Source organism: Micromonospora humi (assembly GCF_900090105.1).
In the GTDB taxonomy this organism is placed as follows: Bacteria; Actinomycetota; Actinomycetes; order Mycobacteriales; family Micromonosporaceae; genus Micromonospora; species Micromonospora humi.
Genome location: NZ_FMDM01000001.1, coordinates 158123 through 172207 on the forward strand (window position 1 = coordinate 158123; position 14085 = coordinate 172207).

Consider the following 14085-nt stretch of genomic DNA (forward strand, 5'->3'; position numbering starts at 1 on the left):
CTCACGGGTGCCGGGCGGCCGGTACGAAGGGGGCCAGCGGGTTGGTCAGCGTGCCGGCGAACTGCAACGCGGCGGACGGGTCGGCCAGATCCACCATCTGCCGGTTGTCGCGCAACTGGAGCCGGTTGAGGCAGGACAGCGGGAACTCCGGTGCGAACAGGTCGTACCGGCGGATCCGGTCGGCCAGCTGCGGCACCGAAGCGGCGTACCCGGTGACGCACTCGGCGACGGTGCGCCAGAAGTCGTCCTGGTCGAGCACGCCGGCCGTGTGCAGGGCGGCGCTCAGGTGCCGTAGGAAGCAGTCGAACACGTCGGTGAAGATGGCCAGGACCTTCTCGTCCTCGGGAATCGCCGCCCGCACCCGGCGCACCGGCGCCGGCAGGTCCGCGTCCGGGTCCATCACCACGATCTCCTCGGCGATGTCCTTGAAGATCACCCGCTCCACCGCGCCGCCGTCGAGCACCAGGATGACGTTCTCGCCGTGCGGCATGAACGCCAGGTCGTGGGCGTACAGGCTGTGCAGCAGCGGCACCAGGTAGGCGTCCAGGTAGCGGCGCAGCCAGCGCGCCGGCGCCAGCCCCGACTCCGCGATCAGCGCTCCGGCCAGCGTCCGGCCGTCCCGGTCGACGTGCACCAGCGCGGCCATGGTGGCCAGCCGCCGGCCGGGCGCCAGGCCGGGCACCGGGCTCTCCCGCCAGAGGGCGGCCAGCATCTTCCGGTACGGCGACCCCGGGGCGGTCGCCGCCTCGTACTGCCGGTGCCGGTAACCGATCGCGGCCCGCTCCCGCAGGATGGTCAGCCCGGTGCGGGCGAACACCGGGTCGCCGCCGATCAGCTCGGCGAGCCAGTCGTTGATCGCCGGTGTCGCCTCCATGTACGCGGCGGACAGGCCGCGCAGGAAGCCCATGTTCAGCACCGACAGCGCGGTCTTCACGTAGTGCCGGGCCGGGTCGCTGACGTTGAAGAAGGTCCGGACGGACTGCTGGGCGAGATGGTCGTCCGGCCCTTCGCCGAGGCAGACGAGCCGGCGTCGGGCCACCTCGCCGGCGAACGTGACGGCGAGCCGGTTCCACCACTGCCACGGGTGCACCGGGATGAGCAGGTAGTCGGTCGGATCGAGGCCGAGCCCGGTGAGCGTGGCGGCGAAACCCGCCAGAGTCTGCTCGCCCAGCTCGGCCCGCATCAGCGTGTCGTGGTCCAGGCCGGCGGCGCTGGTGAACGTGGTGTGGTCGCGGTGCGCGGCCAACCAGAGCAGCCGGACTCCGGCGGCGGTCTCCGGGGCGTACCGGTGGTAGTCCTGCGCGCCGAAGCCGAGCCGGCCGTTGTTGGCCACGAAGCACGGGTGTCCCTCGGTCATCCCGGTCTCGATCGCCTGGAAGTCGGCGGCGGCCAGCTCGGCGGCGGTGACCGCCGGCTTGCCCAGCTTGTACGCGGCGCTCGCCAGGGTGGAGGTGATCTCCTCCAGGTAGACCGGCAGGACCGCGTCGGTGAGGCCGAGCGCGTCGCGCAGCTCCAGGCAGAGGTCGACCGCGTCGGGCGGCAGTTCCTCGCCGTCGCGGTGCCGGGTGATGCTGGCGGCGTCGATCTGCCAGTGGTCCAGCGCGAGCCGCTGCGCCGCGAAGCGGTAGTCCACCGCGCCGCCGCGCACCAGCCACCACCCGTCGCCGGCCGGCTCCGGCGTGATCAGGCGTTCGTGGGCGAACTCGGCCAGCGCCTTGCGGACCAGCAGCCGGTTGGCGGTCGCCCAGGCCTCGGGGTTCAGGTGGTCGATCATGCCCGCAGGTCTCCTTCGGTGGCCGCGTGGAACCGCTCGCGGGTGCAGACGCTGAGCAGCGCGGTCTTCTCCGGCTTGCGGATCTCGCCGACGACGGTGAAGCCGACGGCGGCGTTGAGCGTGTGCACGGCGGTGTTGCGCACGTCCGGCTCCGCCACCACCCGCCGGGTCGCCGGGTCGGCGAAGAGCCAGGCCAGCACCGTGGTGATCACCGCCCGGGTGAAGCCGTGCACGGGTGTGTCGGTGGGCGCGCAGAGGAAGTGCATGCCGACGTCGCCGGGCTCCGGGTCGTACAACCCGACCAACTCCACCCGGGCCGGGTCGTACCGTTCGGCCAGGAACGCCGGTCGGCCGCGCCACGAGCCGAGGTACGCGTCGTGGTGCGGGTGGGCGGCGATCCGCCGGTACTCCTCGGCGACGCCGGCCGCGTCGGTGCCCTGCATCAGCCAGAACGCCGCCTTCGGGTGGGTGACCCAGCGGTGCAGCAGCGGGGCGTCCGCGTCGGCGTCGAGTGGTCGCAGCGTGAACGCGCCGAGCCGCGCGTCCAGACGGGAGAACGTGCTCATACCCCGAACTCCTGGAACGCGATGCGCCGCTCGATCGGGTAGTGCTCCCGGCCGGTCAGCTCCCGGATGATCCACGAGTTGCGGTACGCGCCCATGCCCAGGTCGGGGGAGGTGATGCTGTGCGTGTGGGTGCCGCCGTTCTGCAGGAACACGCCCCGGCCGGTGTGGTCGACGCTGTAGTTGCGGGCCACGTCGAGGCGGCCGTGCGCGTCCCAGCGGAGCCGGTCGCGCACCGGCGCGAGGAACTCCGGCACCCGGTGCCGGTAGCCGGTGGCCAGCACCAGGCCCTCGGTGTCCAGCGTGCACGAGCGGCCCTGCTCGGTGTGGCGCAGCCCGAGCCGGTAACGGCCGTCGACGTGGTCGGCGTCGACCAGCTCGGTGTTGGTCAGCAGCCGGGTCCGCGTCGGTCCGTGCAGGCTCTTCGCGTAGAGCGTGTCGTAGATGTCGTTGATCAGGTCGGCGTCGATGCCCTTGAACAGCGGCTTCTGGTCCGCCTCCAGCCGGTAGCGGGTCGCCTCCGGCAGGGCGTGGAAGTAGTCCACGTAGTCCGGTGAGGTCATCTCCAGCGTGAGCTTGGTGTATTCCAGCGGGAAGAACCGCGGCGAGCGGGTGACCCAGGTGAGCTGGTAGTCGTACCTGTCGATGTCGCCCAGCAGGTCGTGGTAGATCTCGGCGGCGCTCTGGCCGCTGCCGACGACGGTGATGCTGCGCTTGGCCCGCAGCGCGTCCCGGTGTTCCCGGTAGCGCGAGTTGTGGATCAGGTCGCCGCCCAGCCCGGCGCAGGCCGGCGGCAGGTACGGCGGGGTGCCGGTGCCCAGCACCAGGCGCCGGGCCCGGTGGGTGACCGGACCGTCGGGCGTGTCGGCGTGCGCCACGTAGTGCTCGCCGTCGTGCTCGACCCGGGTGACGGTGTGCCGGAAGCGCAGGTTCGGCAGCTTGCCGGCGGCCCACCGGCAGTAGGCGTCGTACTCGGCGCGCAGCGGGAAGAAGCTCTCCCGGATGTAGAACGGGTAGAGCCGGCCGGTCTCCTTCAGATAGTTGAGGAACGAGTACGGCGAGGTGGGGTCCGCGAGCGTCACCAGGTCGGCGAGGAACGGCGTCTGCAACCGGGCGGATTCGAGCAGCATCCCGGGATGCCAGTCGAAGCCGTCGCGGGCCTCCAGGAACAGCCCGTCGAGGTCGTCGATCGGTGCGGTGAGGCAGGCCAGGCCGAGGTTGTACGGGCCGAGGCCGATGGCGATGAAGTCGGGCATGTCGCTCCTCACCCGACCGGGGCCGGCGTGGCGGCGGTCCGGGCGTACCAGGCGGCGTGGCCGGCGATCAGGTCGAGCACGGCGGTGACGTCGTCCACTGTGGTCTCCGGGTTGAGCAGGGTGAGCTTCAGCCAGTGCGCGCCGTCGACCCTGGTGCCGGCCACGAGCGCCGCGCCGGAGGCGGCGAGGGCCTCGCGGGCGTGCAGGTTGGCCTCGTCGGCCAGGTTCGGGTCGGCGTTCGCGTATCGGAAGACCACGGTGCTCAACTGGGCAGGGGCCGCCACCTCGAAGCGGGGATCGGCGTCGACGCGCCGCCAGACCTCGGTGGCAAGGTCGACGACCTGGTCGAAGAGCGCGCCGACCGCGTCCGGGCCCATGATCCGCAAGGTCAGCCAGAGCTTGCAGGCGTCGAAGCGGCGGGTGGTCTGGATGCTCTTGTCGACCTGGTTGGGGATGCCCTGCTCGGCCGCGCGGGCCGGGTTGAGGTAGTCGGCGTGCCAGGTGGCGTGGCGCAGCGTCCGGCCGTCGCGCACCAGCAGCGCGCTGGAGCTGACCGGTTGGAAGAACGACTTGTGGTAGTCGACGGTCACCGAGGCCGCCCGCTCGATGCCGTCGAGCAGGTGCCGGCGGGTGGGGGAGACCAGCAACCCGCAGCCGTACGCGGCGTCGACGTGCAGCCAGATCCCGGCGGCGGTGCAGATGTCGGCGACCTCCGGCAGCGGGTCGATGGTGCCGAAGTCGGTGGTGCCGGCGGTGGCGACGACCGCCATCACCACCTGCCCGTCGCGGCGGCAGCGGTCGATGGTGCGGGCCAGCTCGTCGGTGCGCATCCGGCGGCTCGCGTCGGTGGGCACGGTGAGCACCGCGTCGGCGGCCAGGCCGAGCAGTGTGGCCGCCTTCTGCACGCTGAAGTGGCCGGCGGCCGAGGTGACGATCCGCAGCCGGGCCAGCACCTCCGGCCGCGCCGGCCGGACCGGAGCGCCGCCCACCACCCGCCGGTGGGCCTCCTCCCGGGCCAGCAGCATGGCCTGCAGGTTGGACTGGGTGCCGCCGCTGGTGAACACGCCGTCCGCGGCGCCGCCCAGCCCGATCCGCTCCGCCGTCCAGTCGATCAGCCGGCGTTCCATCAGCGTGGCACCGGCGCTCTGGTCCCAGGTGTCCAGCGAGGAGTTGACCGCGCTGAGCACCGCCTCGCCGAGCAGCGCCGGGATCACCACCGGGCAGTTCAGGTGGGCCAGGTAGCGCCGGTGGTGGAACCACACCGCGTCGCGCAGCCACACGTCGTGCAGCTCGTCGAGGGCGGCGTCGGTGTCGCCCAGCGGCCGGTCCAGGTCGACCGCGCCGACCAGCGGGGCGAGCGCCTCCGGCGGGGCGCCGGTGCCCGGCCGGTCCACCGCGGCGACCCGGCGGGCGACCCGGTCGACGCCGCGCGCCAGCACGTCCCGGTAGCGCTCGACGGTGCCGTCGTGGAACAGGTGGGCGCGTGCCGCGCTGCCGATCGAACTCATGCGACGTCCCGGTGGTCGTGCGGACAGGGGGCGCGGCGACCGCCGCGCGGCGTAAGATTAGGTTAGGCTCACCTAACTTTCAAGCAGGGGGTCGGGATGCGTGTCACGCGCGACCGCTGGGGCGTACCGCAGTTGTGGGCCGCCGACGTCGACGCGCTGGCCCGGCTTCAGGGCCGGGTCGCCGCGTACGACCGGGCCTGGCAGCTCGGCGTCGAGCGGTGGCGGTCCGAGGGCCGGCTCGCCGCGCACGTCGGGCCCGCCGAGCTGGCCTGGGACCGGTTCGCCCGGCGGGCCCGACTGGACGACACCGCCCGGCGCTGCCACGAACGGCTCGACCCGGACACCCGCCGGTGGGTCGAGGCGTACGTCGACGGCGTCAACGCCGGCCTCGCCGAGGGCGCCGCCGCCGCGCCCGAGTACGCCGCCACCGGCACCGCGCCGGAGCCCTGGCACCCGTGGACACCGCTCGGCGTGTTCCTGGTGCAGCACGTGCTCTTCTCGACGTTCCCGAACAAGCTCTGGCACGCGCACGTCACCCGCACGCTCGGCCCGGACGCGGTCGGCCTGTTCGCGGTGGAGGGACCGGCGTCCGCCGGCAGCAACGCCTGGGCGTTACCCGCCGACCCGGCGACCGGACGGGGCCCGGTGCTCGCCGGCGACCCGCACCGGCTGCTCGAACTGCCCGGCGTCTACCAGCAGATCCGGCTGGCCTGCCCGGAGTTCGACGTGGTCGGGCTGGCCTTCCCCGGCGTACCCGGGCTGCCGCACTTCGCTCACACCGGCCACGTGGCCTGGGCCGTCACCAACGCGATGGCCGACTACCAGGACCTCTACCGCGAACAGCTCCGCCGCGACGGCGACCGGCTGCTGGCCCGCGGCCCGTCCGGCTGGGCGCCGGTCACCCGGCACGTCGAGGAGATCTCGGTGCGCGGCGGCTCGGCCGAACGTGTCGAGATCATCGAGACGCCGCGCGGCCCGGTGATCGACCACGACCGGGTCACCGGCGAGGCGCTCAGCCTCCGCACACCGAGCCGGGTCGAGGCCCGCCTCGGCTTCGAGGCGCTGCTCCCGCTGCTGCGTGCCCGGCGCGCCGGCGACGTCGCGGACGCGCTGCGCGCCTGGGTCGAGCCGGTCAACAGCGTGCTCGCCGCCGACACCGGCGGCGCGGTCCGCCGCCTGGTCGCCGGCCTCGTTCCGGTACGCGACGAGCGGTGCCGCCGCGAGCCGGTACCCGCCTGGGAGGCGCGACACCACTGGACCGGCGACCACCTGCCGATGGTGGACGAGACCGTCGCGGGGGACGGCGGCGGTCGCGCCGGCCGGACGTCAGCGGCCGACGGCGTCGCGGTCTGCGCCAACGACCGGCGCCCGGACGTCGCCGCGCACGGGGTCGACTTCGCGCCGCCGCACCGCGCCCGGCGGATCCGCGCCCTGCTCACCGACGGCGTCGAGGCGGCCGGCGTGCACACCGACGCCCGCCTCCCGGCGACACCGGTGCGCCGGCTGCTCGCCCGGCTCGACCCGGCCCGCCTCACCGTGGCGGCGCGTACCCTGCACGCCCGGCTGCTGGCCTGGGACGGCGCGATGGCGGCCGACTCGGCCGACGCCGGCGTCCACGCGGCCTGGCGTGCGGCGCTCGCCCGCCGGCTCTGCGCGCACCCGTCGCTGCGCGCGCTGCACGAGCCGTCCGGGTACGACGAGCTGTTCGCCCCCTGGACCGATCCGGCGACCCGGATCGGCCTGGCCCTGGACCACCTGGTCGACGGGCCCGCCCGGCCTGCGTCGCCGGTGGTTGCGCCATCCGGGGTCGGTCCGGCGTCGCCCCGGCCTGCCGGGTCCGGCGACGCGTCGCTCGGGGCCTTCGGTGTCGACGTGGCGTCGCTCGGGGCCTTCGGTGTCGACGTGGCGTCGCTCGCCGCCGAGGCGTTGGCGGAGGTGGCCGCCGGGCGGGCGCCGGAGCCGTGGGGCCGGCGTCATCTGCTGCACCCGGTGCACCTGGGCGTGGTCGCCGCGACCGCGGACGCGGTGCGAGCGGTGCCGCTCGCCGGTGACACCGACTGCGTGCTGGCCACCTCCAGCGTCCCCGGCGTCTCCGACGCCTGCTGGCGCGGCCCGGTCGCCCGTTACGTGTGGGACCTGACCGACCGGGCCGCCAGCCGCTGGATCGTCCCGTTCGGGGCGTCCGGGCGACCCGACGACCCGCACTTCACCGACCAACTCGCCCACTGGGCCGCCGGGACGCTGATCCCGGTGCCCGCCGGGCCCCTACCGAAGGACGACCTCGTGATCCACCTGGAACGGAACCCCGACCTCGGCGAGCTGGCGCTGGAGCCGGTGCGCCCGGACCGGCACGCCGAGCTGCTGCACGGCTGGGTGACGCTGCCCCGCAACCGGTTCTGGGGGATGGGCGCGCACACCCGTGACGACGTCCGCGAGGTCTACGCCTTCCTCGACGGGCTGGACACCCACCACGCGTACCTGATCCGGCTCGACGGCGAGGCGGTCGGCCTGTTCCAGACCTACCGGCCGGAGGCGGACCCGGTGGGGGAGCGCTACCCGGTGCAGCCCGGCGACGTGGGGATGCACCTGCTGCTCAATCCGCCCCGGCGCTTTGCGCGCGGCCTCGCCTCGGCGGTGGTGCCGGCGTTGATCCGGTTCCTGCTGCGGGATCCGGCGGCGCGGCGGGTGGTGGCCGAGCCGGACGTCCGCAACGACGCCGCGCTGCGTCGGCTGCGGACGGAGGGTTTCACGTTCGCCGACGAGATCGACCTGCCGGAGAAGCGGGCGCAGTTGGCCTTCCTGACGCGGGAGCGCTTCGAGTCAGCATGACCCACGCTGGTCCAGCGGGTAACTTGATCCACTCCCGTTCGGCGAGGTGGCGGCATCACCGCCTGTCCGACCCCGCCACGTCGCCGAGCCGGTGTCGATCAACCCGGCTCGTCGCCGTCGGTGGGGCGGGGTGGGCGGTGGTGCCGGGCCCACACCGGGATCCGGCGCCGGCGAGCTGACGCCGCGCGGCCGGGTGCTGGGCCCCCGGCCGCGCGCTGATCGGTCAGACCTCGGTGAGCCGGACGGCGTCGGCGACGACCAGGCCGGCGGCGGAACTCCACCGGCTGACCGCCACCCGGTCGGCGTCGCCGGCGGCCAGCGTGAACGTGCCCAGGGTGCGCCACTGGCCGCCGGTGGCCCGCTGGTCCACGTAGACGGTCCGGTTGCCGATGGTGGTGGCGACGACGTAGGGCGTGGCGGCGTTGTAGCCCGCGTTCGCCGGCCACCACGCCTCGACCCGGTAGTTGCCGGTGCGCGGGACGTTGAACCGGTACCAGGCGGCGTCGCTGGCCGCGACCGGGTCGGCGTAGCGGTAGTCGGCGCCGTAGCGCTGGCCGGAGTACGTCGACACGCCCCAGTTGCCGCTGGCGGTGAAGCGACCCGCTGTCGAGTTGTCCACGATCGAGGACCAGCCGCCGCCCCCGCCGGACATCTTCGCCGCGACGTCGGCCCGCATCGCGTTCAGGTCGATGAAGGACGGGTCGATCTTGCCGGTGGTGCTGGTCTCCCGGTGCCCGCGGGCGTAGCTGGCGTCCCTGCCGAGTCGGGTGAGCACGGCCGCGGTGGCGGCCACGGCGGCGTCGTACTGCGCGGTGGTCATCCGCTGGTCGACGCCGTTGTAGTCGATCTCCCAGCCGATCATCAGGGTGTTGCCGTCCCCGGCCGGGATCGGGCCGCTGCCGCCGCTGACGCCGGCGTGGTTGCACCGGCCGGCCGAGATCACGTGGAACACGCCGTGGTAGTCGACGAGCGCCTGGCAGAGCGGGCCGGCCAGGTCGGGGCGGCCGTTGATGCAGATGTTGAGCGCCGGGTGCGGGTTGCTCGCGCTGGAGGTGGCGGCGGTGTGGTGCCACAGCACGCCGATCGGGTCGAAGGAGCCGGGGCGGGCGCGGTTGAGCCAGTCGCCCTCGACCACGACCTGAACCCCGGCGGCGCGCAGCACGTCCACCAGCCAGCCGATGGTGGCCATCACTTCTCCTGGAGCAGGTCGGCCAGGCATTCGACCTTCGGCGCGGCGGCGGCCGGGGTGGGCCGGACGGCCACGGCGAGCGCGGCGGCCACCAGGGCCGGGAGGCCGAGCAGGCCTCGACGTCGCAGACGGACGGATCGGGACGTGGGCATGGCGCTCCTTCGGCGACGGCGCTCGGCGACCAACCGATCGACGGATGTGAGTGCCGGCACGCTATCCCGGAGCGGGCCCTGATGTCGATACCCTTCACCGCCATGGTTCGGGCTGAAAGCTTTTGCCAAGCGGCCGCGAGCCGGCCCCGCCGCGTGGCGGGACCGGCTCGGGCGGAGCGCTGTCAGCTCAGGTGCGCCCGCAGGGCGTCGGCCATGCCCTGCTCGCCCCGGGCGTTCGGGTGGAACGGCGCGGCCGCGTTCTGCGGCACCAACCCCTCGACCCAGCGGGTGCCACTGCCCTTGCACGCGTCGCGGCCGATCGACGGGGTGTAGACGTCGGCGTAGCTCGCGCCGTTCGCCGCCGCCGTGTCGGCCAGCATCGCGTTCAGCGCCTTCTCGACGCCACGCAGGTAGGGCACGTCCTGGTAGGCGATCGGCACCACCGGCCAGCAGCCGTAGCCGCTGTCGGGCAGGATCGCCGGGTAGCCGAGCACCACGACCCGGGCGCCCGGCGCGGCCTGCTTGACCGCGCGCAGCACCGACGTCACCTTCGGCGCGGTGGCGGCGATCCGGGCCCGCAACTGGTCGGTGCCGCCGGCGGTGAACCGGTCCTTGCACGGCGAGCCGAGCGGGCTGCTGACGCTCGCCTGCGCGCAGTCGCTGATGATCCCGGAGAACCCGATGTCGTTGCCGCCGATCTGCACCGTGACCAGCGCCGTGCTCGACGTGACGGCGTTGACCTGCGGCGGCACGGTGATGCCGAGCTGCCCGTCGCCGCCGTACAGGATGTCGTCGGTGGTGGCCCCGGAGCAGCTCACGTCCGCGAACGACGACGAGCCGGCGGCCGTCGCGACCACTGACGGGTAGTTGCGGTTGGAGCGCAGGCAGTTCAGGTCGGTCTGGGTCGGGATGAGCGGGCCGGCGGTGTACGAGTCACCGAGCGCCACGTAGCGCCCGGACGGCACGGCGGCGTTGGCGGGTGCGGCGACGGCGAGCAGCACGCCGGCGGTGGCGACGGCGAGTGCGGCCAGGCGTGCGGCCGTGCGCGTCGACGACAGGCGGGGACGGTTCATTGCGTCCTCCCGGAGCGGGATCATGGGGGTGGTGGTTCCGGAAGTCTGTCCGCGCCTCTGATGAGCGTCAATATAGATGAGCGCCATTAAGGGGTGGCAGGGGTGGGGAAACGCCCCGTCGACGTCGGTGTCCTCGACGGGGGTCGAGACTGTCCGCATGGAGTTTCTGTGCTACCACCGCGACCGGCCGGACTCCGTCGCGCTGCGCGACGAGTGGCGAGAGGAGCACTGGGCCTACATGGACCGCTTCGCGACCGGGATGATCGCTCGCGGGCCGACCCTCGCCGACGACGGTGAGACGCCCACCGGCACCCTGCACATCGTCGACCTGCCCGGTTCCGCCGCCGCCCGCGCGTTCGCGTTCGACGAGCCCAACTACCAGGCCGGCGTGTATCGCGACGTCCTGCTCCGGCGATGGCGCAACACGCTGCGCCGACGGATGTGGGACTTTCCCGGCGGCCCGGTCGGCGGCAACCGCTACCTGGTGCTGGCCCTCGGCGCGGGGCAGCCCGCCGACCTGGCCGTGCCCGGCGATCCGGACCGGCTGATCGCCTACGGCCCCCTGCTGTCCGACGACGGTACGACCTGGTTGGGCACCGCGCTGCTGGCCCGGGCGCCGGATCCGGACACGGCGCGCGCCCTCCTGACCGCGCGTCGATACGCCGACGTCGAGGTGCACACCTGGCAGTTCGGTGGCCGTCGTTGAGCGCCCGCCCGCCCGCCCGACGGCGGCGCGGGCGGCGCTCGCGCCGAAGACCAAGGACTTCGCGTCAGGACGGCCCGACCCGAAGCCCTTGATCACCTCACCGGGCGGCGGTCACGTAGCCACTGCGCGAACTCGACGGCGATGATGCGCTCGTCGTGCACGTCGGCCGCGTCTGCCGACGCCAGCCAGACGATGGGCGGGCCCATCACGTCGGGCGCCAGGACCTCCCGGCCCTGCGGCACCGCGTCGGGCGGCAGCATTCCGGTGGCCGTCACGCCGCCGGGCAGCAGCAGATTCACGGTGACGCCCGTGCCGCGCAGGTCGGCGGCCATCACCCGGGACAGCGCCTCGCTGCCGGCGCGCGACGGCCCGTAGGGGACGAACCCGGCACGGTGCATGGTCGAGCGGCTCACCGAGACGTTGACGACGCGGCCACCGCCGGCGGCGAGCATCCGCGGCACGACCTCCCGGGCCAGCAGGCGTGAGTCGTTTCTGCCATCAGCTCCCTCGGCGGCGCAACCGAGGCCGCCACCCGCCGCGGTCATCCGTCCACAATGGCAGGCTGATCCGGGCGTCCGGCTGGTCTACGAGGCGCTTTCTTCGTGATCCGAACTAAAGGCGGGGTCGAGGGTGATGCCGAAGCCGTGTCACCGACCGACCCGATCGTCCTCGGAGGCTCGGGACTGCACCCAAAATGCCAGTTCATCGCCGACAGAGCCGATGCCGCGAGATCAGATCGTTACTTGACTAGATAGTTCGTTCGCCGTAGGAAGGAATGGTGACAGACGTGGTGACCCCACCGACGAGCCCGGTGAGCCGGGAGCGGTCGAAGGAGATCAAGCGCAGCAGCGTGATCTCCGCCGCCCGCCAGGCCCGGGTGCTCTCCCGGGCCGAGCTGACCGAGCTGACCGGGCTGAGCCCGGCCACGCTCACCCCGCTGGTCCGGGACCTCGTCGCCGAGGGCTACCTGATCGAGCGCGGTCCCGGCGCCTCCCGGGCCGGCCGCCCCCGGGCGATCCTGGAGTTCAACCCCCGCGCCGAGCTGGTCGCCGCCGTGGCGCTGGAGCCGACGCGGATCAGCTGCGAGATCGCCGACAGCGACGGCGCCGTGATCGCCCACCGCACGGTGCGCCGTACCGGGGACATCGTCGACCTCATCTGCGCCGCCGTGCCCGAGCTGGCCGGCGACGGGCTGCCCGCGCTGCGCGGCGTGGCCATCGCCGCGCCCGGCGTCTCCACCGGCGGCGCGGTCCGGCTCGCCCCCTCGGTGGGGCTGGTCGAGGCGCGCCCGGTGGGGGAGTCGGTCCAGCGCCGGCTGGGCGTGCCGGTGGTGGTCGACAACGACGTGAACCTGATGGCCGCCGGCGAGCACGCGGCCGGCGCGGGCACGGACGTGGCCGACCTTCTCCTGCTGCACGTCGGTGACGGCATCGGGGCCGGCCTGGTGCTCGACGGGCAGGTCCGGCGCGGCTCCGGCGGCGCGGCCGGCGAGGTCGGCTTCCTGCCGCTCGACCCGGCCGACCAGGGGCACGACGGGGTCGGGCCGTTCGAGGCCCGCTGGTCGTCCAGCGCCATCGCCGAGCGGGTGGTGGCCCTGGCTCCCGGACGCCGGCCGGTCGCGCCGGTGCGGGAGCTGGTGGAGTTGGCCGCCACCGACGAGCGAGCCGGGGCCTACCTGGCCGAGGTGCTCGCCGCCTGGGCCCGGCTCGTCGTCTCCTGCGCCTGCGTGGTCGACCCCGGTCGGGTGCTGCTCAGCGGTGCCGCGGCCGACCTCGACGACGCCGCCGTGGACCGGCTCCAGGCCCTGGTGTCCCTCGGCGCGCCGAGCCCGACCGAGGTCCGCCGCGCGATCCTCGGCGACCAGGCGGTGCTGCACGGCGCGGTCAGCTACGCGCTCTCCGCCGCCGCGTCCGGCCTGTCCACCCTGCTACCCGCCCCCTGAAGCTCCACCCCCACAACACCCCTCGGAGGTACCCCATGAGACGTCGACTCCTGCTCGCCGGAGCGCTCGCCACCGTCCTCGCCGCCGGCACCGCCTGCGGCGGCGGCTCCGGTGACTCGGCCGCCGGTGACACCGAGAAGCTGACGATCTACTCGGCCCGCGACAAGAAGGTCACCACCTTCGTCGTCGACGAGTTCACCGCCAAGTACCCCGAGTACAAGGGCAAGGTCGAGGTGCTCAACCTGGGCGCCCAGGAGATCCTGGAGCGGGTCCGCGCGGAGAAGGCCAACCCGCAGGCCGACGTCTGGTGGGGCGGCACCCAGCAGGGTCTCGCCTCGGGCGCGTCCGAGGACCTGCTCACCGGCTGGCAGCCGTCGTTCGCCGGCAAGATGGACGAGAAGTACAAGGACCCGCAGGGCCGGTGGTTCGGCGAGATCCTGCTGCCCGAGGTCATCATGTACAACAACAAGGCGCTCACCCCGGAGCAGGCCCCGAAGGACTGGGACGACCTGCTGAAGCCGGAGTTCAAGGACAAGATCATCATCCGCGACGTGGCGGCCTCCGGCACCATGCGGTCGATCTACGCCTCGATGATCCAGCAGCGGAGCAAGGACGGCAGCAACCCGCAGCCCGGCTACGACTGGCTGAAGAAGCTCGACGCCAACACCGGCGCGTACGCGGCCAACCCCACCGACCTCTACCTCAAGCTCTCCCGCCAGCAGGGCACGCTGAGCGCCTGGAACCTCCAGGACATCCTGCTGCAGGCCAACCAGGCCAACATGCCGTTCGACTACGTCATGCCGGCCTCCGGCGCCCCGGTCCTGGTCGACGGCCTGGCCCAGGTCAAGGGCGGCAACAGCGAGGGCGCGCAGAAGTTCCTCGAGTTCCTCTTCGACGACTCGCTCCGCGCCGAGCTGGCGAAGGACTACTTCCAGATCCCGGCCGTCGACATCGCCGAGAAGCCGGAGTGGCTGGCCCAGCTCGACCTCAAGCCGATGGACGTCGACTGGGACGTGGTCGGCAAGAACGAGACCGAGTGGATCAACCACTGGAACAGCCAGATCAAGAACAAGGGCTGACCGGCCGCTACGCC

Annotated in this window: 12 protein-coding genes and 1 pseudogene; 5 read left to right on the plus strand and 8 right to left on the minus strand. The window is 73.4% G+C overall.

Features of this window, described 5'->3' with window-relative positions; all coding sequences use genetic code 11:
- Position 1 precedes the first annotated feature (1 nt).
- From GA0070213_RS00695 to GA0070213_RS00710, 4 genes are read right to left on the minus strand one after another with little or no spacing between them, the layout of a single operon-like run.
- Entirely contained in the window at positions 2–1774 is a 1773-nt protein-coding gene (locus GA0070213_RS00695) for an IucA/IucC family protein (RefSeq protein ID WP_091055517.1), read from the minus strand.
- On the minus strand, positions 1771–2340 hold the full coding sequence (locus tag GA0070213_RS00700; RefSeq protein ID WP_091055519.1) for a GNAT family N-acetyltransferase: 570 nt from the start codon (positions 2338–2340) through the stop codon (positions 1771–1773). The genes GA0070213_RS00695 and GA0070213_RS00700 overlap by 4 nt, the downstream gene beginning before the upstream one ends.
- The gene (locus tag GA0070213_RS00705) at positions 2337–3593 is read right to left on the minus strand and encodes a lysine N(6)-hydroxylase/L-ornithine N(5)-oxygenase family protein (protein ID WP_091055521.1); all 1257 of its coding nucleotides are present in this window, start codon (positions 3591–3593) and stop codon (positions 2337–2339) included. The genes GA0070213_RS00700 and GA0070213_RS00705 overlap by 4 nt, the downstream gene beginning before the upstream one ends.
- Before the next feature lie 8 nt (positions 3594–3601).
- Positions 3602–5101: a pyridoxal phosphate-dependent decarboxylase family protein gene (locus tag GA0070213_RS00710; protein WP_091055524.1), complete on the minus strand. Its 1500-nt coding sequence runs from the start codon at positions 5099–5101 to the stop codon at positions 3602–3604.
- A 96-nt stretch (positions 5102–5197) separates the two neighbouring features.
- Between GA0070213_RS00710 and GA0070213_RS00715 the strand changes: the two are divergent.
- Both GA0070213_RS00715 and GA0070213_RS31985 read left to right on the plus strand, forming a co-directional pair.
- A pseudogene (locus GA0070213_RS00715) lies at positions 5198–7345 on the plus strand (penicillin acylase family protein); the annotation flags it as partial.
- Between the two features lie 39 nt (positions 7346–7384).
- The gene (locus GA0070213_RS31985; protein WP_245716230.1) at positions 7385–7930 is read left to right on the plus strand and encodes a GNAT family N-acetyltransferase; all 546 of its coding nucleotides are present in this window, start codon (positions 7385–7387) and stop codon (positions 7928–7930) included.
- A 223-nt stretch (positions 7931–8153) separates the two neighbouring features.
- Here GA0070213_RS31985 and GA0070213_RS00720 read toward each other — a convergent pair whose 3' ends face one another.
- From GA0070213_RS00720 to GA0070213_RS00725, 3 genes are all read right to left on the minus strand, one after another.
- Positions 8154–9119 (minus strand): golvesin C-terminal-like domain-containing protein, encoded by a 966-nt coding sequence (locus GA0070213_RS00720; RefSeq protein WP_091055529.1) that lies wholly within the window; start codon positions 9117–9119, stop codon positions 8154–8156.
- Complete coding sequence (locus GA0070213_RS31360) at positions 9119–9271, minus strand: hypothetical protein (RefSeq protein WP_175441161.1); 153 nt, start codon at positions 9269–9271, stop codon at positions 9119–9121. Before GA0070213_RS31360 ends, GA0070213_RS00720 begins: the two co-directional genes overlap by 1 nt.
- 182 nt (positions 9272–9453) lie before the next feature.
- Positions 9454–10344 carry an SGNH/GDSL hydrolase family protein gene (locus GA0070213_RS00725; RefSeq protein ID WP_091055531.1) on the minus strand — a complete coding sequence of 297 codons (891 nt, stop codon included), beginning with the start codon at positions 10342–10344 and terminating at the stop codon, positions 9454–9456.
- A gap of 157 nt (positions 10345–10501) precedes the next feature.
- Here GA0070213_RS00725 and GA0070213_RS00730 point away from each other — a divergent pair, with 157 nt between their 5' ends.
- The gene (locus tag GA0070213_RS00730) at positions 10502–11050 is read left to right on the plus strand and encodes a YciI family protein (protein WP_091055533.1); all 549 of its coding nucleotides are present in this window, start codon (positions 10502–10504) and stop codon (positions 11048–11050) included.
- A 92-nt stretch (positions 11051–11142) separates the two neighbouring features.
- On the opposite strand, the gene GA0070213_RS00735 is transcribed toward GA0070213_RS00730, so the two are convergent.
- Complete coding sequence (locus tag GA0070213_RS00735) at positions 11143–11595, minus strand: SDR family oxidoreductase (protein ID WP_091055535.1); 453 nt, start codon at positions 11593–11595, stop codon at positions 11143–11145.
- 230 nt (positions 11596–11825) lie between these two features.
- Here GA0070213_RS00735 and GA0070213_RS00740 point away from each other — a divergent pair, with 230 nt between their 5' ends.
- Both GA0070213_RS00740 and GA0070213_RS00745 read left to right on the plus strand, forming a co-directional pair.
- Positions 11826–12992, plus strand: a complete 1167-nt coding sequence (locus GA0070213_RS00740) for an ROK family protein (RefSeq protein ID WP_245716193.1) — start codon at positions 11826–11828, stop codon at positions 12990–12992.
- 35 nt (positions 12993–13027) lie between these two features.
- Entirely contained in the window at positions 13028–14071 is a 1044-nt protein-coding gene (locus tag GA0070213_RS00745; protein WP_091055538.1) for an extracellular solute-binding protein, read from the plus strand.
- The last annotated feature ends 14 nt before the right edge of the window (positions 14072–14085 follow it).